This is a genomic window from Nonomuraea sp. CA-141351 (assembly GCF_050944675.1).
Classification (GTDB): Bacteria; Actinomycetota; Actinomycetes; order Streptosporangiales; family Streptosporangiaceae; genus Nonomuraea.
Window position 1 is genome coordinate 9,590,342 of the sequence record NZ_CP191982.1, and the last position, 19,547, is coordinate 9,609,888.

The window sequence follows — 19,547 nt, forward strand, 5'->3', positions numbered from 1 at the left end:
CCGGATCGCCGGCCGCGGGACCGGCGATCCAGCGGGACCTCAGCATGCCGCCGCCGTGCGGAGCAGAGGTTCGGCGGCGGTGCGCAGTTCGTCGCTGAACGGCGCCGGCCGCAACGTGGCCGGGTCCAGATTGACGTTGACGCGGTAGCCCTCGGCGTGCACCACCGCGTGATCGGCCGACAGCACGCGGAAGCCGTAGACGCCGCTGGTGCGGCCCATGCGCTCCATCCAGAAGTGCACCAGCGGCTCGCCCGCCCCGGCGATGGGTGCGTGGTAGGTCACCTTGAACTCGCGTACGGCCAGGAACACATCCTTGAACGCCGACCGGACCGGATCGGGCGACCAGCCGAGGCGCTGCCAGTACGCGCTGATCGCCCGCTCGACCAGCAGGGCGTACCGGGAGTTGTGCAGCAGGCCCATGGCGTCGAGGTCGTCGAAATGCACCTGGACCGGCTCGTAGACACCGTCTTCAGTCATGATCAATTCTCCGGGAGAAGCGCTGGGTCAGGGCAGAGTGCGCGCAGGCGTTGCAGGACGGCGCGGCGGGCGTGGACGAGGGAGGCGGGCCCGTCGTGCAGGCGGGAGTGGATGATGACCATCTCGCCGAGCGCGTCGATCTCGTACGCGAGCTGGGCCGGGTCCACGCTCTCGACCAGTTCGCCCAGTGCCACGGCCTGCTCAACCTGCCGCCGGATGAACTCCTGCCACTCTCCCATGGCACGCGCGACGCGGTCGCGCACAGCCCCCGGGCGGTCGTCGAACTCGGCCTGCACGGTGAAGAAGAAGCACCCGCCGGGCAGCACGCCGTCGTCGTAGAACCTCAGCCGCGCTTCGTGCAGCGCGAACAGCCGCCGCACCCCGGCGGGGGCCTGCAGGGCGGGTGCCACCACCTGCTCGGTCCACTGGCGGGCGGCCCATTCCACAGCGTCGAGCTGCAGTTGTTCCTTGTCGCGCCAGTGGGCGAAGAAGCCGGACTTGCTGGTGCCGGTGGCTGTCGCCAGCCGTCCCAGGGAGAGCCCGTCCAGCCCCTCGACGGAAGCCAGGCCCACCGCCTGCTCCAGGATCGCCTCACGGCTGCGCAATCCGCGCAGCCGCCGACCGTCTTGTGTCATGGCCGCTAAACTATATTAACGACCGATCGTTTGTATATATGCACCCACTGGTTCCGGGCCCGCTCCTCCCCCGCGCCGCCCTCGATGTTCAGGCGGCGAAGTACCGGCCGTTCCCGAGTGCCCTTCCGTCCGGTCCCGAAGGGTCGAACTCAGGAATAGGCGCGGTTACGATCCCTGCGGAATCCAGCGGTATCTACGGTGCGGAAGGGCCCGACGCCCCGGCGTCCGGTTGTACGAGCCCGGTCTCGTATGCGAGGACGACCGCTTGGACCCGGTCGCGCAGCTCGAGCTTGGTCAGGAGTCGCGCCACATGCGTTTTCACCGTCGCCTCGCTGAGCGTCAACGAGGCGGCGATCTCGGCGTTGCTCAGGCCACGCGCGACCAGCCCGAGCACCTCGAGCTCTCGCGGCGTGAGAACGGACAGGTCCCGTCCTCCCGCCGGGGCCCCACGCGCGGCGGTTGGGACCGTACCGGGACGCGCCGCATAGCGATGGACCAGGCGCCGGGTGATCGACGGCGCCAGCAGCGCGTCGCCGGCGCGGACGAGCTGGACCGAGGCGACCAGCTGCTCGGGTGAGATGTCCTTGAGCAGGAACCCGCTGGCCCCGGCGGCCAGGGCCTCGTAGACGTACTCGTCCAGGTCGAACGTGGTCAAGATGATGATCCGCACTCCGTCGCCGGGCTCGCCCGGGCCGTCCGCCAGGATGCGGCGAGTGGCCTCGATCCCGTCCACTTCGGGCATGCGGATGTCCATCAGCGCCACGTCCGGCCGGTGCTCGGCGACGGCCGCGACCGCCTCCGCTCCGTCGGCCGCCTCCGCCACGACGTCGATTCCCGCCTCCCGCAGGATCAACCGGAACCCGCCGCGGACCAGCGCCTGATCATCGGCGATGACGACCCTCATGCCGGCAGAACCGCCCGCACCCGCCAGCCGCCTTCCGCGCGCGGCCCCGCATCGAAGTTCCCGCCGTACAGCGCCAGCCGCTCCCGCAGCCCGAGCAGCCCCCGACCCCAGTTGCCATCCGTACCCGGGCCGTTGTCGCTGACCGTGATCACGAGTTCGTCTCCCCAGTGGATCGTCACGGCGGTGGCCGCGTTCGCAGTATGTTGCAGAACGTTCGTCAAGGCTTCCTGAACCACCCGGTAGACGGCGAGGTTCGCGCCCGGTGGCAGCGGCCGCGGCTGGCCGCTGACATCCAGCTTGACCGGAAGCCCCGCGGCGGAAACCCGCTCGATCAGGGCAGGCAGCTCGTGCAGGCCCGGTTGCGGGTGCAGAGCGGCGCTCTCGCCGTCCCGCTGCGCCGGGCTGAGCAGCCCGAGCAGGTTCCGCAGCTCGGCCATGGCGACCCGGCCGCTGGCCTCCGCGGCCAGCAGCGCCTCCTCGGCCTCGCCTGGGGAGGTGTTCAGCATCTTCCGTGCCGCGCCGGTCTGGATCACCATCACGCTGACGTTGTGTGTCACCACGTCGTGCAGCTCGGCCGAGATCCGGGCCCGCTCGCTCTCGATCGCCTGAAGTGTGGCGGTCTCCTGCTCGTCCGCGGCGCGCCGTAGCCGTGCGGCGGAGTCGTTGAGCCGCCGCCGCAGTTCGCGAATACCGAGCCCGGCGATCACCGTGGGGGCGATGGTCAGCACCGCGGTGAGCCGGCCGGGGAACCTGGGCAGGGGGGAGTACGCGGTGGCGGCCAGCGTGACGACCACCACGCCGGCAATGGCCAGGTTCCGGTACTTGCTGTAGGCGATGGCGCTGTAGGCCGCGAACACCGCCGCACCGAGGGCCACTGGCGGCACCGTCGCCTGCTGTACGACCATGATGGCGGCGATGATGACCAGCCAGGCAGCGATGGGGAACACCCGCCGCAGCGCGAGCGGCAGCGCGGTCAGCGCCACCAGGCCCAGAACCGGCCCATGGCTGGTGGTCTGCGCTGCTTCGAACACAACGGCTACGGCCGCACCCACCGCGATCGCTCCGTCCAGCGCGAGCCCCCAGCCGGACGGGGCAGTGCGAGGCTCGGCCTGCCGAAAGAACGCGAGCATCGCCCTCATAAGTGCCGCCATGGGAATCATTGTCGCCACCTCCCCACTGCTGGGCATCATCCAGCAGGGGTAACTTGCTTACATCCAGGGGATGACAGCGGCCCATGGTCAGCCCATTACGGTAGGCGATTTCGCCATAGCGAGCGACGCGCCAGGCGGCCCCGGCGACCTACCGTGCCGGGCATGGAGACACTCGTTCATCTGCAGAACGTATCGAAGCAGTACAACGGGGCCGCAACGCCTGCGGTGACAGGAGTAAACCTGACGATCGCGCAAGGCGAGGCGGTCGCGATCATGGGCCCGTCCGGGAGCGGCAAGTCGACGCTGCTCAACCTGATTGCGGCGATGGACCGGCCGACGACCGGCACGGTGCAGGTCGGCCGGGATCGCGTGGACAAGATGAACGAGACCGCCGCCGCCAAGTACCGGCGGCGTCAGGTCGGCATGATCTTCCAGTTCTTCAACCTGCTCGACGACATGACCGTCACGGACAACATCCTGCTGCCCGCCCAGCTCGCCGGGGGCCGGTCGGACGCCGCGCGGCAGCGGGCCGACGAGCTGCTGGACAGGCTCCGGCTGAACCACCGCCGCGACGCCTACCCGGCGCGGCTGTCCGGCGGTGAGCGGCAGCGTGTGGCGATCGCCCGGGCCCTGATCAACCGGCCCGCGCTGCTGCTCGCCGACGAGCCGACCGGCGCGGTGGACACCAGGGCCGGGGAGGAGATCGGCGCACTGCTGCTGGATCTGAACTCGACCGGGCAGACGCTGACCCTGGTCACCCACAACCCGGAGCTGGCCGCCATGTACGCGAGCCGGGTGATCTCTGTCGCCGACGGCCGGATCAGATCGGACTCGGCCACCCCGGCAGGTTCCGCGGGCGCACCGGGCATGGGGGTCCAGCGATGACCGCGGTCCTCCGTGCGGCCCTCAGCGGCCTGCGCGGACGCCGCCTGCAGGCGCTGATCATCGGCGTGGTCATGCTGTCGGCCACCGCGACCTCGACGGTCGCGCTGGGTCTGCTCGCCAACGCCCACGGCGCGTTCGACCGCGCGTTCGTCAAGCAGAACGGCGCCCACGTCACCGTCACCCTGAACACCTCGGTCGCCGACGCACACCAACTTGCCGCGACGTCCCGGCTTTCGGGCGTGACGTCTGCGTCCGGCCCGTTCGGCCAGGTCGAGGTGAACGCGCGGGTCACGGTTCCCGGAGTACCCGGCTCGTCGACGAGGCCGCTCCGGATCGTCGGCCGGTCCACACCGGATGGTCCGATGGACGACATCACGCTGGTCGACGGCCACTGGCCGAACGGCGGCGGGCAGATCGTGGTCGACCGAGGCAATGGGGTGTTCACCGGGTCGACTCTCACCATCGGCTCGCAGACGCTGACCGTGGTCGGTACCGCGAACTCGATCACTCACACCGCAGCCGGCTGGGTGACGCCGTCCCAGATCGCCTCGCTCCGGAGCGTGGGGGGAACCGGGGAGGCTCAGATGCTCTACCGGTTCACCCACGCCGAGTCGCAGTCCGCGGTCGCCGCCGACATCGCCTCGGTACGGTCGGCGCTGCCGAGCGGGGCGGTGCTCAGCAGCGCGTCCTATCTGGACGTTCGGCAGGCGGAACAGGGTGGGATCCAGCCGTGGGTGCCGTTCATCATCGCGTTCGGCGTGATCGCGCTGGTGATCTCGGTGCTGATCGTGGTGAACGTGGTGGCCGGTGCGGTGATCGCCGGAACCACCCGGATCGGTGTGCTCAAGGCGATCGGTTTCAGCCCGGTGCAGGTCGTCGCCTCGTACGCACTGCTGGTGCTGTTTCCCGCGCTGGTCGGCTGCGCCATCGGGGTCGTGGTCGGGAACCTGCTGGCGATTCCCATGCTCGAGGTGAACGCGCACGTCTTCCAGGTGGGGACGCTGAGCGTCCCGCTGTGGGTCGACGTCCTGGTTCCGCTGGCGGCACTCACGCTGACAGCGGTCGGCGGGGTCCTTCCCGCGCTGCGGGCGGGCCGGATGAGCGCCATCCAGGCGATCGCCACCGGCCGTGCCCCCCGGCCGGTCCACGGATTCTTCGCGCACCGGGCCGCAGCGCGGCTGCGGTCACTCCCCCGGTCGATCACGCTCGGCCTGGCCGCGCCGGCCGCCCGGCCTGCCCGGACGGTGACGACCTGGGTGGTCATCGTGTTCGGCGCCGCGGCTGTGACGTTCGGCATCGGGCTGGGGTCGACGCTGAACCGGGTCGGCGACGACTCGCCCTACTCGCGTATGCCCGTGCAGGTGTCGGGCGGCGCAGGCGGCCAGGCCCCCTCCCTGAGCGACGCGCAGCAGCGCGCGGTCGAGTCGGTGCTGAAAGCACAGGCCGGAACGCGGTACTACATGACCGAGACCGACGCCCAGATCAGCCTGCCCGGCGCGGCGCAGAAGGTGTCCGCCGTCGCTTACGGCGACGCCCCGTCCTTGAGCGGGATTCCGCTGATCTCCGGCCGCTGGTACTCCGCCTCCTCGGGAGCCGCGGAGGTGGACGTGAACAGTCTGTTCCTCACCAACACCGGCACCTCGGTCGGGTCGACGTACACACTGATCTCCGGCCGGCACCGGCTGACGGTCCACATCGTGGGCGAGGTGTTCAAAACCGGCAGTCAGGCCAGCCTGTACCTGAGCCCGGCCACGCTCTCCCGCTTGGACCCGGACGCGCAGCCGCAGTACTTCGACGTGGCCCTCCAGCCCGGCACCAGCGCGCAGGCGTACACCAACAAAGTGTCCGCGGCGCTCGGCCACTCCTACCGGGCCACCTCGTCCCAGGCTTCGACCACGCAGTTCCTCGCCGTACTCACCTTGATCACGATGCTCACGGTCCTGATCACCGTGGTCGCCGGCCTCGGTGTGTTGAACACCGTGGCGCTGCAGATCCGCGAGCGAGCTCACGACATCGGCGTGTACAAGGCGATCGGCATGACGCCGCGCCAGACCCTCCTCATGGTGGTGTGCTCGGTCGCCAGCGTCGGCCTGGTCGCCGGAATCGTCGGAGTCCCCGCCGGAGTCTTCCTGCACCATGCCGTGGTGCCGGTGATGGCGCACGCCGCGAGCTCCGGGTACCCGCAGTCCCTGCTGTCGGTGTACTCCACGTGGGAGCTGATCCTGCTGGGGCTCGCCGGGTTGGTCATCGCGATCGTCGGCACGCTCGGCCCGGCCGGCTGGGCGGCGAAGGCCGGAACGGCAAACGCCCTGCGCGCCGAATAGACAGCCGGGGGCGGGCGCGTGCGGAGGCGAGGCCCTGGTCGCGCACATGGGTCGCGTACTCGCCCGGAATCGGCTCGCCGCTCGCGAAGGCCGTGGACTGCGCATGGCGGCTGACAAGCGAATAACGACATCTCATCGCCCACGGCGACGCGGAGTTGCCCCTGTTGGATGTGCTCGAACAGGTGCGACTCAGCCGGGTTCCCGCGTCGGGAGGTCCGAACATCCTGCTCGAGCCGGTTCCTGCCGACTGGGAACAGGACAAATGGAGGGCGCTCGGGAGCTGGGCAACATGTCGGTGCTGTCCCGGCCGGCCACGTCGAAGTCGGCCGGGAAGGGCACGCGCCGCTGCGAGCCGCTGGAACGATCGTCCCGCGCAGCCGGCCACGTCTGTCTCACGCCGGGGCCGTACGGGGCGGCTGGCAACTTATGCCGTCGTGCCCGCCTGTCCTCCGGCGGCTGGTTTCCGTTCGACGGCCTCCCGAGTCGCGGACGGCAGCAGGGGCAGCAGCCGGTCGCGGTCGGGAGGCGGGCAATGCGCGAGCAGCCCGGCGATCGTGGCGAGCGGAAGGCGGCTCAGCGCCTGACCGGCGGGACCCTCCGGCATCGCGGCGACCGCAAGGCCGGCCTGCCGGAGGTCGTTGGCGGCCATCGCTTCGATGGCCGCCGCGGAATGCCGATCGTGCATGTGACCGAGCACGCTTCCGCGGTGGCGGGTGTCCATCGCCAGTACGACCCCGGCCACGAGGTCCGGGTCCCGTACCTGGTCCAGCAGCCAGCCCACGCGGAGTGGAAGCAACATGCCCAGGATCGTCGCGCTCTTCGCCGCCTGGCGGCACATCTCCTCGACTGCGTCGGTCGTGAACAACTGCCAGTGCTGGGAGAGGAGGATCGCCGCCTCGTCGGCGGGCAGTTCGAGGACCTTCGAGCCTCTTTCCGCGGCGGCGGCACCGGCGAGCGCCCGACGCACTCGTTGCGCCGCCACGCCACCATCCGGGCCCGCGCCGTTCCCGCCTCGGCCGCGGCTCCCTCCGGAGATGCCGCCGCCCATCCCTGCAACCCCATTCGCCCGCGGAGGCGGGGGCGGAGGAGGTCCCGTGGTGGAGCCCTGCGATGCACCACGGGGCCCCGCCCCGGGGTTGCCCCTGGCGACCCGTTCCAGTTCCCGCGCCAGTTCACCGGCCTTCATCCGGTTGTCCGGGCTCCTGACCAGCAGCCGGTTGATCGTCGATTTGAGACTGCTCGTGCGGGTCATGGGGTGGGCGGGTAAAGCGAGGATGGCGTTTCTGGTGGCCTGGTCGGAGCTCCCGTGGAAGGGCGGACGTCCCTCCAGGGCCGTGTAGAGGGTGGCGCCGAGCGACCAGAGATCGGACGCCTCGCTTGCCGGGTCGCCTTGTAGCCGCTCAGGGGCTGTGAAGTCCGGGGTGCCGACCACCTGACCGAGCATGGTGATGCGCTCGTGGCCCTCGATGGCGGCGATCCCGAAGTCCACCAGGACGACCTGCTCGGCAGCGGTGATCAGGATGTTGTCCGGTTTCACATCGCGGTGGAACACCCCTACCGCATGGGCGGCGACGAGCGCGTCGAGCGCCTGGGCGCCGATCCGCGCCACGGCGGGCTCGGACAGAGGTTCGCTCTTGCTGCGCATGCTGAGCGTGTCGCCCCGCACGTAGTCCATCACGATCCACGGGCCGTCCGGGACATCGAGCACGTCGAGGACCCGGACGATGCCCGGGTGGTCGATCCGGGCCAGCGCCCGCGCCTCCACTTTCGCCCGTTTCTTCAGTTCTGCCAGGCGCCCGACGTCCGCGCGTACCTGCTTGAGCGCCACCACGCGGTCGAGCTTGCAGTCCCGGCCGCGCCAGACCCGTCCCATGCCGCCGGCGCCCAGTTGCGCCTCGATGACGAACCGGCCGGCGATGCGGTCACCAATCATCGTTCAGTCCGGCGTGCTCAGCGCGCCGTCCCTCGCCGGTCCCGCCCGGCCGGGAAGCACGGTTGTCACGGAGATCGCGAAGTGCCTGGTCCTCGAAGCTCCTGCGCTCGGGGCGCTCCGTGCGCGGGGGCGAGGACGGCGTGCCGGATTGGTGGAAAACTTCGGTACGAGGTTCGTCCGCGATGTACGGCCGGGTCGTGCCGTCTCGCCAATCGTTTCGCCGCGGCCGTCTGTCCTTGTAGATATCGCCGATGGCCGCGTCGATCTCCACCCTGTCCAGAGCTGCCACGATCGTGTCGTAACCGCCAGGCCGCTGCATCAGCTTGACGAGGACCGGCAGACACTCGATGAGCAGGATGAACAGGAACAGCAAGAGCCTGGCCATGTTGAGGGTCGCGTTGTCCTGCGACACCCTGCCGAGCGCCTCCAGCCGCAGCATCAGGCCGTCGGACCCCTGGATCTCCGAGGCGAAGCCGTCCCGGAGCCCCGCCTGCTGCTTGGTCAGCTTGTCCAGCTCCGCCTCTACGCCGCGCAGGTCCTGCTCCGCCTGAGCCAGCCTGCTCGCCTTTCCGGCCTCTTGGGTGACGCTGAGTTGTTTCTTGCGCTGTTCGATCTGCTGGTTGATCTCATTCACCCGCCCGCTTGCGGCCCTGTACGCCTCCTCCGCCGCCTTCGCAAGAGGCCCGGACCCCTTCTTCGCGCATTTGGGCGGCCCGACGTACAGCTGGCACTGCCATTCCTGGTAGAACTTGTCCCGCTGCTTCACCGCCTGATCGCGCGACTTGTTCAGTTCCTGGATCCGGGGGTCGGCCGCCGGATCGAGAGCGGTCTCCCCGCGAGAGGCGACCACAGCTTGCAGAGCCTCCGCGGACTTCTGCAGCGCGGCTATGCGCCGGCCGGTCTCGCCACCCTGCTGCGTGCGGGTGAAGGCGTCGGCCTTCTCCTGCTGGATGTCGACGATCTCGGCATCGATCTCGGGCTTGAAGATCTGCAGGACCAGCGGCGTGGAGATGACGGCGCCCAGCAGCAACGCGAGGAGCACCCGAGGCAGGGCGAGCCAGAAGCGCCGTCCGCCTTGTACCGGCAGGGACGTGACGAGCCACCGGTCCAGGCTCAGGATCGCCACGCCCCAGACGAGGCCGATCAGGACGGCGACCGGCAGGAACACCTTGAGCGCCGAGGCGAGCGCGAATGTCATGGAGATGGCCGCGATGCAGGCCGTGGTCAGGAGGGCGCCACCCAGGCCGTGAAACCTGGCGCGCTCCCCCTTGTGCTTCTCGAGCACATCCGAACGGGCACCCGACAGGACGATCAACCATCTACCGACCACGCGCGGCTCCGGGGAGAAGGGACAAGGCGCTGTACGCCCTACCCCGTGAGTAATCCACTGACTACCATAAACAACCGGCAATCTTGATTTATCACAAACTATGTCAGGCACCCCGCCACTAACGGCTTTCCCAAGGAGCAAAGAGCAATCACAAACCACCAGAAATCGGACAAAGTATTGATAATCCGCCTTTATCGACACACGTCCTGCCAATTATGCCAAACAGGGCATCGTAACGAATAAAAGTTCGAATCTGGCGGGAGATTCTTTGAACCATTTCGCAGAGGGCGGGTTGCGTGGCGATCTCACCGATCTGATCGCCTCGTTCAGGGAACGGCTGGCCGTCGTTGAGATCGACGCCGCCGGGACACGGATCTTCGAGGTCCGCGTCGACGAGGTCGGCACGCCGTACAACACGCGCAGAGCCGCCGCCAAGTGGTCCACCTTGACCGCCTCCGGCGATGAGGTCTTCGACGTGGTGCTCCGGGTCGCCGGCGATCTGATCTCCGCCGACGAGGAGGACCCGGTGATGGTGGTGCGCTCCGCCGACGGGCCCGAACAGGAGGCGGCCTTACGCGCGCTGCGACAATGGCGTCCATCGGCCCAGGTCGTCGAGGCGCCCGGGGTCAAGGTCGGGGAGCTGCTCGCCGAGTTGATCGCCGGCGCGCCCCTGCGTCAGGCGTACGACCTGATCGTGGCCCGCGAGCGCGCGGACGGCGGCTGGCTCGAACTCGTGGGACAGCGGCTCTTCGGCTCCGGGGCGAAGCCCGGGGACGAGGCCCAGGTGACCGTCACCTGCACCGCGCCGACAGGCATGTTGCTCGCGGTCTCCGCCTGGTCAGGCCTGCTCCAGCCGTCGGAGCTGGTGTCGGTGGACCACGCGCCGCTGCCGACCGGACGACATGTGCTGCGGGCGGTGCTGGAGCGGCCCGGCGTCGTGCGCTTCCCCGAGGTCCCCGGCCTCCAGCCGGACACGCGTCCGTGGGCCGAAGTGATGGCCGTACTGCCTGACCGGCTGGAACCCGCGCCCCGGCCCGCGCACCTGGTGTGCGCCATAGAGACGGCGGGGACCATGGAGGAGTTCGAGGCCCGCTGCCACTGGGCCGGCTACGTGATCGACCTTCTCGCCGAGCGCCGTCTCGACCTCCAGCAGCTCGAGGTGTCCGTCGTGGGATACGGCACCCACGTGTTCGGCGCCCGGCACGCGGACCGTACCCGGCCGGCATTGGCCGTCTGGTCCGCCTCCACGGCGCAGGCACGGGCCGCCCTGGAGTCCCTGCAGCCAACCGCGCCGACCTACCCGAACGCCGCCCAGCTCGAGGACGTGCTCGCGGAGGTGCACGCCCGGCTGCTGTCCCAGCAGGGCAACCCACGGACGGCCCTGCTCACCATCGGGGCTCGGCCGCCGCATCCCCCGCGGTCCGGCCTCGACCGCGTGCCCCCCTGCCCCTGGCGGTACGACTGGCTGGCGCTGCTGCACGATCTGGAAGAGCGCCTCGGTCTGAGGAGCGCGGCCATCTGCGACAGTACGCCCGCCCCCTCGTCCCCCTGGCGTCGGCTCGGCTCGGCCGCGCTGTTCCAGGTGGATGCGGTGAACGCGGAAGAACTCGTCGTCCGGCTCGGCCTGGTGAAAGAGCCTGCCGCCGCGCTTTCCCTCCCCTTCGTCTCCCAGAATGAGGACATCGGTGGTCGACACTGACTCCGCCCCCGGCGATCCTGAGCGCGGTCGCGAGCCCGACATCGCGATGTGGGGGGCTTCGGGCAGCGGCAAGACCGCCTTCCTGGCGGCGCTGAGCATCGCACTGAACAAGGCCCCCGACGCGGGCTGGCGGCTCATCGGGGAGAACCCGGTGTCCCGGACAGAACTCGCGAAGTTGCGCAACACGCTGCTGCAGGCGCGCACGTTCCCGGCCCCGACCGAGGCGCTGACCCACTACAGCTGGATGGTCATCGGCCCGGCGGAGGCGCCGCGCAGACGATGGTGGTGGCCGTGGACCACACATGCGGCGAAGGCGCCGAAGGTCAAGCTCGACTTCCTGGACCTGCGCGGCGACCTGTACGCCGAGTCCGAGACGAACATCGACAAAAAGGCGCTGGTCGACAGCCTGGTCAAGAGCCGCGGGCTGATCTACATGTTCGACCCGGACCGGGAGGCTCGGGTGGGCGACGCCTTCAAACACCTGGACGCCGCGCTGCACGAGGTCGCCGGGCGGATGCTCGTCGGGGACGAGTACGAGGACGGCAAACTGCCTCACCACATCGCGGTCTGCATCACCAAGTACGACGACCCCAGGGTGCTGAGAATCGCGATGGAAGAGGGGTACACGGAACGGAATCCCACCGATGAGCTGCGGATCCCCCGTGTGCCCGAGGATCGGGTCCGCGATTTCTTCCGGCTGTTGTGCCGGGAGGCCCAGGACCACAACGCGGAGATGATCCTCGACCTGATCGAGGCGTTCTTCCATGAGGACCGCATCAGGTACTTCGTAACGTCTTCGGTGGGCCTGTTTATCGATGAGGATTACGGCCGTTTCGACCCTGACGACTTCCTGAACGTCATCGACAACGCGAACGGCGGCCTGACGATCCGGGGGACCATCCGCCCCCTGAACGTGATGGAGCCCGTGATCTGGCTCGGCCGCATGCTCCGGCCCGGCATGATGAGGAGCAGACGATGGGAGGACTGACCGCCCACTGGGCGATCCTCGGCAAGACCCCGGAGAGCCTGGACGACTACAGTGTGATCGGCTGCAGCACGGGCGCGATCAGCAACGCCGACTTCGGCATGTGGCTCAAGGCGTTCACCTCCGGCACCATGGAACCCAAGGCCCTCCCCCGGGTGGCGACCAGCTACTTCGCCACCGGCCCGGACGGCGAGCCCTGGCTGGGGCTGTCCCTGCAGACCGAGCCGGAATCCCAGGACGGCTTCCAACGCCCGTACGCGATGACGTACTACGTCTGCGCACGCTGGGCGGATCTCGTTTGCGAGCCGTCCAGGGTGTCGTACCGGGCCCTGTACGAGGCGCTGCGGGAGGGGGACTTCTCCGGCGACCGGCCCTTCCCGCTCTCCCTCGCGGCGTACGACGAGCGTCAGCTCGCCGGTGAGGTGAACGGCACGGCCCGGCGGGCGGCGGCGCTCCTGCTCACCGGGCGGCCCGTCTGCGTGGTGCGGGCCGGTCATCTGTCCATGGACCGGCGGCTGGATTTCCTCGACGCCGTGGCGGCGCTGCTTCCGTACGGGTTCCGCCACACGCTCGCGGTCTCGACATGGACCAACAGCGCCTCCCGGCACCGGATCCGCCTGTCCTTCGCCGAGGTGTCGCCCACCCACGGGACGTGGGAGCTGCCCTGGGAGGCCGGTGAGCCGGCGGAGTCGTACCCGCCCCAGGCCCTGTTCTACGAGAAGGAGCTGGAGCGCTATCAGGGTGACGACCTTCGCGAGCTGATGAGGTGGCTCGCCACCTTGGCCGAGCCGCGCGACTTCGACAACCTGTCCCACCGCGCCGCGGCGTCCAGACTGCTCCGCGGGCGTACTTCCGCCCGGCTCCCGGCCGCGCCCGACCAGCACACCGCCGTCGTACGCCCGCCGAAACCCTCGGTGGAGCACCTGCTGCACCAGTGCCGTGAGAGCATCGCGAACGCCGAGGAGCAGCGGCTCGGCGTCCTCAACACGCAGCTGGCGCAGCGGGCTCGCGAACGGGTGCCGGACCGGGACCGTAAGACCTACCGGGTGTTCATCAGGGCGAACCCCATCCGCCCGCCCGAAAGGCTGGCCGATTCGGCCGTAGTGCGGAACTTCTTCGAGATTCTGCTACAGCTGCTGTACGCGTCGCCGATGCACGCGGCCGACGTCGAGGAGATGCTGGTCGATCTGGGCGGCTCGCGCCGATCGGAGCCCGACCTCCCGCCGGCGCTGCTCGCCGCGCTGAGCCGGCTGCCGCGGAGCGCTCCCTCAGGCCGGTTGCTCATCGCGAACCTGCAGGGCCCCCAGCACCTGCACAAGATCCTGGACGGCATGCCGGAGGACGAGTTGTTCCACGTCGCCGTCCGGTCCCGCAACCGCAAGGTGCTGGACATCGTCGTCTCCGAGGCGGACCGCCGCGCGGTCCCCACTGATCCACGGGCCATGGAGGCCGTCAAGTACGGGCTGACGCAACACCGCTACCTCATCGAGGCGATCAGCTCCATCTGCGCCGCCGAGGAGAGCATCCTCTACTACCAGGATGTGCTCTGGTTGAGCCATCGCCGGCTGCTCACCTCGGCCGACATCGAAGAGATCCTCGCGGACCTGGACCGCCCTCCCCAGACGTTCCTGCTCGCGATGGTGGCCGTGAGCGCAGCCGGAACGGCCCCGACCATGCTGCGCACACTGGCGGACGGCACGGTGCGCGGACTGGGCCTGACCGGAACGTCCGTCGCCAACAGCGTCAAGGCCGGCCTCGACCGCATGACCGCCCCCGAGGACGGCGACGGCCGGAAGCCGTGGTATCGCCGACGTCCCAGCCTGAGCAGGCTGAAGCCGGTTTCCACCCTCGGGAAGGTCCTCATCGTCATCTCGATCATCATCCTTCTCGCGGCCCTCTCCTTGCGCCTGTGGCTCTGACTCCCCCTATGTGCGACCCACCGGTTCCTGTCAGACGGTCGGGTCGTCCCCGATGACCGGGGCGGTGTGGGTGTCCACGTCCACGGCCGAGCGTGCGACGACGGTGCCGCCGCTGACCAGGGCGATGTGCAGCCGCCCGCTCGTCCAGCCGTCCGGCAGCCGGGCGCCGACCTCGGCGGGGCCGCTGAGCACGAACGGCTTGGCCTCGATCCACGGTCCCTCCGCACCGAAAGCGCCGGGGGCGGGAGCCGGGCCGAAGACCGGGGTCCACGCGGTGCGCAGGTGGCCGTTGACCGGCTCGGCGCCGTGGTGCGAGACGTGGACGGGCACGGTGACCTCACGCGACTCGCTCAGCAGGTCGCGGCCGGGCGCGACGGGGACGACGTCCAGCACGAGCGTGGTCTCGGCGTTCACGTCGGCGGGGTCCACGCCGGCCAGGTCCTTGGCGCGGCGCTCGAAGTCGAGCAGGCCCGCGGACTCGTGCTCGATGTCGTACAGCTCGGTGTAGACGTAGCCGGCCAGGCGGTCGTGCCAGCGCAGCTCCTGGGTCTGCCAGCGCAGGTGCCAGGCCCGCTCGACGCTGGTGAAGCCGCCGCCGTACTCGCTGTTGAGGTTGGGCAGCCCGCGCAGCGGCTGGGACGGGACCGCGGCCAGCTTCTTGCGCACCACGTGGTCGGGGCCGAGCCGTACCGGGAAGTCGTCCTGCTCGCCGTCCAGCAGCGCGGCCACCGTCCTGCCCCAGGAGGCGGCGGACTCGTCGTAGTAGTGCCAGTCGAGCAGGTCGGTCCTGACGTGGGTCCAGCCGGAGTTGTCCACGGCCGGCCTGGTCGGGTCGAGGGCCTTGAGCAGCTCGTACGCCTGCGCCGCCGCCTGCTGCTTGGCCGGGTCGCCCGGGATGTCCCAGTCCAGGCCCCATTCCTCGTTGTACAGGCCCCAGATGACGATCGCGGGCGAGTTGCCGTCGCGCTCCACCATCGGTGCGATCTGCTCCTCGAACGCGATCACCGACTCCGCCGAGAAGCGGCCGGTCGCGGCGGGCTCGGCCCACACCAGCATGCCGAGCACGTCGGCGTGGTGGACGAAGCGGGGGTCCTCGAGCTTGAGGTGCTTGCGTACCAGGTTGTAGCCCGCGGCGGCGGCCAGCTCGATGTCGCGGCGGAGCGCCGCGTCGTCGGGGGCGGTGATGCCGGTACGGGGCCAGTAGCCCTGGTCGAGCACGCCCCGCACGAACAGGCGGCGGCCGTTGAGATAGAGGTCCTCGCCGATCACCTCGATGCGGCGCAGCCCGGTGTAGGCGGCGACCTCGTCGGTGCCGTCGGACGAGGTCAGGCGGGCGTCCACGTGGTAGAGGTGCGGGTCGTCCGGGGACCAGAGCCGCGGCCCGGCGACGGGGATCACCGCTCGCGCGACGCCCTCCGCGACCGGGACCTCGGCCGTCGTGTCCGTCCCGCGCAGGGTCAAGTGGAGCACGGACTCCGACGGCCCCGCCACCCGGGCCTCCACCTCGATGGCGTCCAGCCCTTCAGAAGGGCGCAGCTTCAGCGCGGACACGTACGTGGCGGGCCGGGCCTCCAGCCAGACGCTCTGCCAGATCCCGGATGACGGGGTGAAGCAGACGCCGTCGTAGTCTTCGCGCGGGATGCTGCGCTGCTTGCCGTGCGCGAGCTCCCGCTTGTCCAGCGGCGCGGAGACCCGTACCACGACCTCCTGCGGGCCGTCGCCGCGCAGGGCGTCGGTGATGTCGGCCTCGAACGGCGTGTAGCCGCCCCGGTGCGTGACCACCTCGACGTCGTTGACCCAGACGGTGGCCTCGTGGTGCACGGCCCCGAAGTGCAGCACGGCCCTCTGACCCGCCCACTCGGCGGGGACCGTGATCCGGCGGCGGTACCAGGCCACGGGCAGCCAGTGGGCCTCGATGCCCGACGCGGGGGTCTCCCAGGCGAAGGGCACGGTGATGGTCCTGTTCCAGTCCGGCTCGGTGTCGGCCCGGAAGTCCCACTCGCCGTTCAGGCTCGACCAGGAGTGCGACCGGTCGAAGTGGGGACGGGGGTATTCCATGGTGCTCTCTTCCGTGGGGACGGCGGGTCAGCCCTTGACGCTGCCCGCGAGGATGCCGTTGATGAAGTGGCGCTGCAGCAGTACGAAGATCACCAGCAGCGGCAGCATGGCGATGCTGCCCGCGGCGAGCAGTTCGCCCCACACGGTGGCGAAGTCGGCGCCGATCCGGTTGCCGGTGACGTTCTGCGCGAGGGTGGACAGGACCACCTGCAGGGTCTGGTGCGAGGTGTCGTTGACGGCGACGACCGGCCAGACGAAGTCGTTGTAGATGTTCATGGTGGTCAGGACTGCGAGCGCGGCCAGCCCTGGGCGGATCACGGGGAGCACGACCTTGGCGAAGATGCCGAACTCGCCCGCCCCGTCCACCCGGCCCGCGTCGATGAGCTCGTCCGGGATGGCGGCGATGGTCTGCCGCATCCAGAAGATGCTGAACGCGTCGATGCTGCCCGGCAGGATGAGTGCCTGGTAGGTGTTCACCCAGCCGAGCGCGCTCATCTCCAGCAGCAGCGGGATGATCAGCACCAGCGTCGGCAGCATCAGCGTCAGCAGCACCACGCCGAACAGCAGGTTCTTGCCGGGGAAGTCGTACTTGGCGAACGCGTAGCCCGCCAGCGGGCAGAAGAACATCGTCATGGCGCCCCTGACCACCAGCACCAGCGCCGTGTTCGCGAACCCGGTACCGATCGGCACGTCGGCGAACATGGCCCGGTAGTTGTCGAGCGTCAGCGCGCCGATCGACAGGGGGTCGGCGATGATGTCGGCCGCCGGCTTGAGCGAGGAGCTGACCGCCCACCAGATCGGGTACAGGAACACGATCGCGAGCAGCGCCAGGACCGCGTACTGCAGTGGTCCGGGGCGGGTCTGGTTCATGACACCTCGTCTTTCGGCCGCAGCAGCCTGACCGACACCAGCGACAGGCCGAAGACCAGCAGGACCAGCAGGAACGAGTTCGCGGCGCCGGTGCCCAGGTCGGAGGCGGTGATGTGGTCGTACAGGTAGAGGCCCGCGGTGGTGGTGGAGCCGTACGGGCCGCCCTCGGTGACCACGAACGGCTCGGCGAACATCTGGAAGACGGCCAGGGTCTGCACGACCACCAGGAACGCCATGCTCCGCCGCACCAGCGGAACGGTGATCGACCAGAACTGGCGCCACCGGGAGGCGCCGTCGAGCGCGGCGGCCTCGTACACGCCTCCGGGGACGGCCTGGAGGCCGGCGAGCAGGATGATGATCGCGAACCCGGTGGTCTTCCACAGGAACAGCAGCGCCAGCGTCGGCTTGGACCACGCCGTGGACGTCAGCCAGCCCACGTCGGGCAGGCCCACCAGGTTGAGCAGGTAGTTGACCAGGCCGTAGTCCTGGTCGAACAGCACGATCCAGACCTGCGCCATGGCGACCAGCGGGGTCACGAACGGCGCGATGAACGCCACCCGGAACAGCCCGCGCAGCCGCAGCTTGGCGTTGGCCAGCAGCACCGCGCCGCCCAGCCCGGCCACGACCTGGATCGGCACGATCAGCAGCCACATGACGGCGCTGTTGCCGAGCGAGGCCCAGAAGTCCGGGCTGGTCAGCAGGTAGAGGTAGTTGTCCGCGCCGACCCAGTGGGCCGCGCCCGCGCCCCTCCAGCGCATGAAGCTGAGCTGGAGCGCGTAGATCAGCGGGTAGATCCCGAACGCGGCGAAGACCAGGAAGAACGGGGCTATGAACAGGTACGGCGACAGCCGTGTGGACCTCACGCGGGGCCGACCGGCCCGGGTGATGCTCGCGAGGCTCATGAGCGGTCGATCAGGTTGCGCTGGATCTTCTCGGCCGACTCCGTGATCACCTGGTCGGGGGACATCTTGCCCTCGATCAGGCGCTGCACGTTGTTGCCGAGGTAGTCCACCGACTGGGCCCACCACCAGGGGATGGGCGCGGCGGCCGGGATGGTGCCCGCGGCCTCGACGGCGACCTTCCACAGGTCCTGGCCGCCCAGCGCCTCGATGGGCTGGAAGAGCGGCTTGGCCGGGTCGAGCGCGGGGGTGAAGCTGGGGATCGAGGTGGACAGGCCGCCGGGGTAGACGGCGTTGGGGCCGTACACGGCGGTGTATCCGGGCTCCTTGAAGCACAGGAACTCGTACAGCAGCCAGGCCAGCTCGGGGTTCTTGGCCTTGGCGGGGATGACGAAGCTGCTGCCGCCCATGGCGCCGCTGCGCGCGCCGCCCGGTGTCCAGGACGGCAGCGGCGCGGCCCGCCACTTGCCCTTGGTGGCCTTGAGCAGCTGCTGCGGCGCGAACGACCACCAGATCGCCCACGGCACGAACACCTGCTGGCCGCTGTCGAGCGTGTTGACGTCGGCGGGCTCGAGGTAGGGGGCGTGGGTGACCAGGCCGTCCTTGACCGCGCTCTGGATCCAGCCGAAGATCCGCCGATACTCGGCGGAGTCCAGCCGCAACTTGCCCTGGGCGTCGGTGAGGCTGGTGCCCTGCTGGTTGGCCAGCATCTCGAGCCAGAGCTGGCTGAGGAACGGGGTCTTCTCCAGGTGGATCGGCTTGGTCTTGGGGTCCTTCTCCTTGACCGTCCTGGCGGCGGCCAGCAGGTCGTCGTACGTGGCCAGGCTCGCGGGATCCACTCCGGCGCTCTCCAGCACGTCCTCGCGGTACCACAGCAGCCCGGGGTCCAGGTCCCAGGGGACACCGTAGATCTTGCCGTCCACGGTGTTCACGGAGAGCTTGTACGGCGAGGTCTGGTCCCGGTACGGCGCGATGAGGTCGGTCAGGTCGTACAGGTGCTCGGCCTGTCCGCCGATCTTGGCGTCGTCCCAGAAGCTGCCGTCGGGCACGTCGGTGCCGCTGATCAGCGTGTTGGCCAGCTTCGCGTCGATGTCCACGGCCTGGTGGTTCACCTTGACGCCCGGGTACGCCTCGCGGAACTTGCCGATGGCCGCGTCGAACACCTTGAACAGGTCGCCCGACCGGTTCCAGACGGTGATCTCGCCCTTGGCCGACGACGCCGACGCGGCGGGCGCGGCCAGCTTGCTCGGTTGCGTGCTCGGGCCGCCCGGCGCGCACGCCGCCAGCGAACCGGCCGCGGCGATGCCCAGGGCTCCCTTGAGAAAACCGCGCCGGTCTATGTGGGGTGTGGACATCTCTGTCTCCTCGGCCTGGGCTCAAGTGAGGGCTCTGCAACGATGCAGACATAATGCATACTTGTCTGCAACGATGCAAGAGCGGTTTGGGATCTTCCCAGGCGCAGCCTTCGGAGGGTATAG

Annotated in this window: 15 protein-coding genes; 5 read left to right on the forward strand and 10 right to left on the reverse strand. The window is 69.6% G+C overall.

Annotated features, from left to right (window positions below; translation table 11 throughout):
* Window positions 1–39 precede the first annotated feature (39 nt).
* The 4 genes from ACQPWU_RS45015 to ACQPWU_RS45030 all read right to left on the reverse strand — a co-directional run bounded on the left by ACQPWU_RS45015 (window position 40) and on the right by ACQPWU_RS45030 (window position 3,167).
* The gene (locus ACQPWU_RS45015; RefSeq protein ID WP_433431861.1) at window positions 40–477 is read right to left on the reverse strand and encodes an acyl-CoA thioesterase; all 438 of its coding nucleotides are present in this window, start codon (window positions 475–477) and stop codon (window positions 40–42) included.
* Window positions 478–479: 2 nt separating this feature from the next.
* Window positions 480–1,112, reverse strand: coding sequence for a TetR/AcrR family transcriptional regulator (locus tag ACQPWU_RS45020; protein ID WP_433431863.1), 633 nt, complete (start codon window positions 1,110–1,112; stop codon window positions 480–482).
* Window positions 1,113–1,305: 193 nt separating this feature from the next.
* Window positions 1,306–2,016, reverse strand: a complete 711-nt coding sequence (locus ACQPWU_RS45025) for a response regulator (RefSeq protein ID WP_433431865.1) — start codon at window positions 2,014–2,016, stop codon at window positions 1,306–1,308.
* The gene (locus tag ACQPWU_RS45030; RefSeq protein WP_433431867.1) at window positions 2,013–3,167 is read right to left on the reverse strand and encodes a sensor histidine kinase; all 1,155 of its coding nucleotides are present in this window, start codon (window positions 3,165–3,167) and stop codon (window positions 2,013–2,015) included. The genes ACQPWU_RS45025 and ACQPWU_RS45030 overlap by 4 nt, the downstream gene beginning before the upstream one ends.
* Before the next feature lie 162 nt (window positions 3,168–3,329).
* On the opposite strand from ACQPWU_RS45030, the gene ACQPWU_RS45035 reads away from it, so the two are divergent.
* Window positions 3,330–4,052: an ABC transporter ATP-binding protein gene (locus ACQPWU_RS45035; protein WP_433431869.1), complete on the forward strand. Its 723-nt coding sequence runs from the start codon at window positions 3,330–3,332 to the stop codon at window positions 4,050–4,052.
* Entirely contained in the window at window positions 4,049–6,376 is a 2,328-nt protein-coding gene (locus ACQPWU_RS45040) for an ABC transporter permease (protein ID WP_433431870.1), read from the forward strand. Before ACQPWU_RS45035 ends, ACQPWU_RS45040 begins: the two co-directional genes overlap by 4 nt.
* 424 nt (window positions 6,377–6,800) lie before the next feature.
* Here the strand turns inward: ACQPWU_RS45040 and ACQPWU_RS45045 are convergent, their stop codons facing one another.
* Both ACQPWU_RS45045 and ACQPWU_RS45050 read right to left on the reverse strand, forming a co-directional pair.
* Window positions 6,801–8,309 (reverse strand): serine/threonine-protein kinase, encoded by a 1,509-nt coding sequence (locus tag ACQPWU_RS45045; protein WP_433431872.1) that lies wholly within the window; start codon window positions 8,307–8,309, stop codon window positions 6,801–6,803.
* Window positions 8,299–9,639, reverse strand: coding sequence for a DUF4407 domain-containing protein (locus ACQPWU_RS45050; protein ID WP_433431873.1), 1,341 nt, complete (start codon window positions 9,637–9,639; stop codon window positions 8,299–8,301). Before ACQPWU_RS45050 ends, ACQPWU_RS45045 begins: the two co-directional genes overlap by 11 nt.
* 268 nt (window positions 9,640–9,907) lie before the next feature.
* Between ACQPWU_RS45050 and ACQPWU_RS45055 the strand changes: the two genes are divergently transcribed.
* From ACQPWU_RS45055 to ACQPWU_RS45065, 3 genes are read left to right on the forward strand one after another with little or no spacing between them, the layout of a single operon-like run.
* Window positions 9,908–11,338 carry a hypothetical protein gene (locus tag ACQPWU_RS45055; RefSeq protein ID WP_433431875.1) on the forward strand — a complete coding sequence of 477 codons (1,431 nt, stop codon included), beginning with the start codon at window positions 9,908–9,910 and terminating at the stop codon, window positions 11,336–11,338.
* Window positions 11,325–12,326, forward strand: coding sequence for a hypothetical protein (locus ACQPWU_RS45060; protein WP_433431876.1), 1,002 nt, complete (start codon window positions 11,325–11,327; stop codon window positions 12,324–12,326). The genes ACQPWU_RS45055 and ACQPWU_RS45060 overlap by 14 nt, the downstream gene beginning before the upstream one ends.
* Window positions 12,314–14,242 (forward strand): hypothetical protein, encoded by a 1,929-nt coding sequence (locus ACQPWU_RS45065; RefSeq protein WP_433431877.1) that lies wholly within the window; start codon window positions 12,314–12,316, stop codon window positions 14,240–14,242. Before ACQPWU_RS45060 ends, ACQPWU_RS45065 begins: the two co-directional genes overlap by 13 nt.
* A gap of 30 nt (window positions 14,243–14,272) precedes the next feature.
* On the opposite strand, the gene ACQPWU_RS45070 is transcribed toward ACQPWU_RS45065, so the two are convergent.
* From ACQPWU_RS45070 to ACQPWU_RS45085, 4 genes are read right to left on the reverse strand one after another with little or no spacing between them, the layout of a single operon-like run.
* Window positions 14,273–16,300 (reverse strand): glycoside hydrolase family 2 protein, encoded by a 2,028-nt coding sequence (locus tag ACQPWU_RS45070; RefSeq protein WP_433431879.1) that lies wholly within the window; start codon window positions 16,298–16,300, stop codon window positions 14,273–14,275.
* A 27-nt stretch (window positions 16,301–16,327) separates the two neighbouring features.
* Entirely contained in the window at window positions 16,328–17,170 is an 843-nt protein-coding gene (locus tag ACQPWU_RS45075; RefSeq protein ID WP_433431881.1) for a carbohydrate ABC transporter permease, read from the reverse strand.
* Complete coding sequence (locus tag ACQPWU_RS45080; RefSeq protein WP_360686598.1) at window positions 17,167–18,072, reverse strand: carbohydrate ABC transporter permease; 906 nt, start codon at window positions 18,070–18,072, stop codon at window positions 17,167–17,169. Before ACQPWU_RS45080 ends, ACQPWU_RS45075 begins: the two co-directional genes overlap by 4 nt.
* Window positions 18,069–19,424, reverse strand: a complete 1,356-nt coding sequence (locus ACQPWU_RS45085; RefSeq protein ID WP_433431884.1) for an extracellular solute-binding protein — start codon at window positions 19,422–19,424, stop codon at window positions 18,069–18,071. The genes ACQPWU_RS45080 and ACQPWU_RS45085 overlap by 4 nt, the downstream gene beginning before the upstream one ends.
* Window positions 19,425–19,547: the final 123 nt, after the last annotated feature.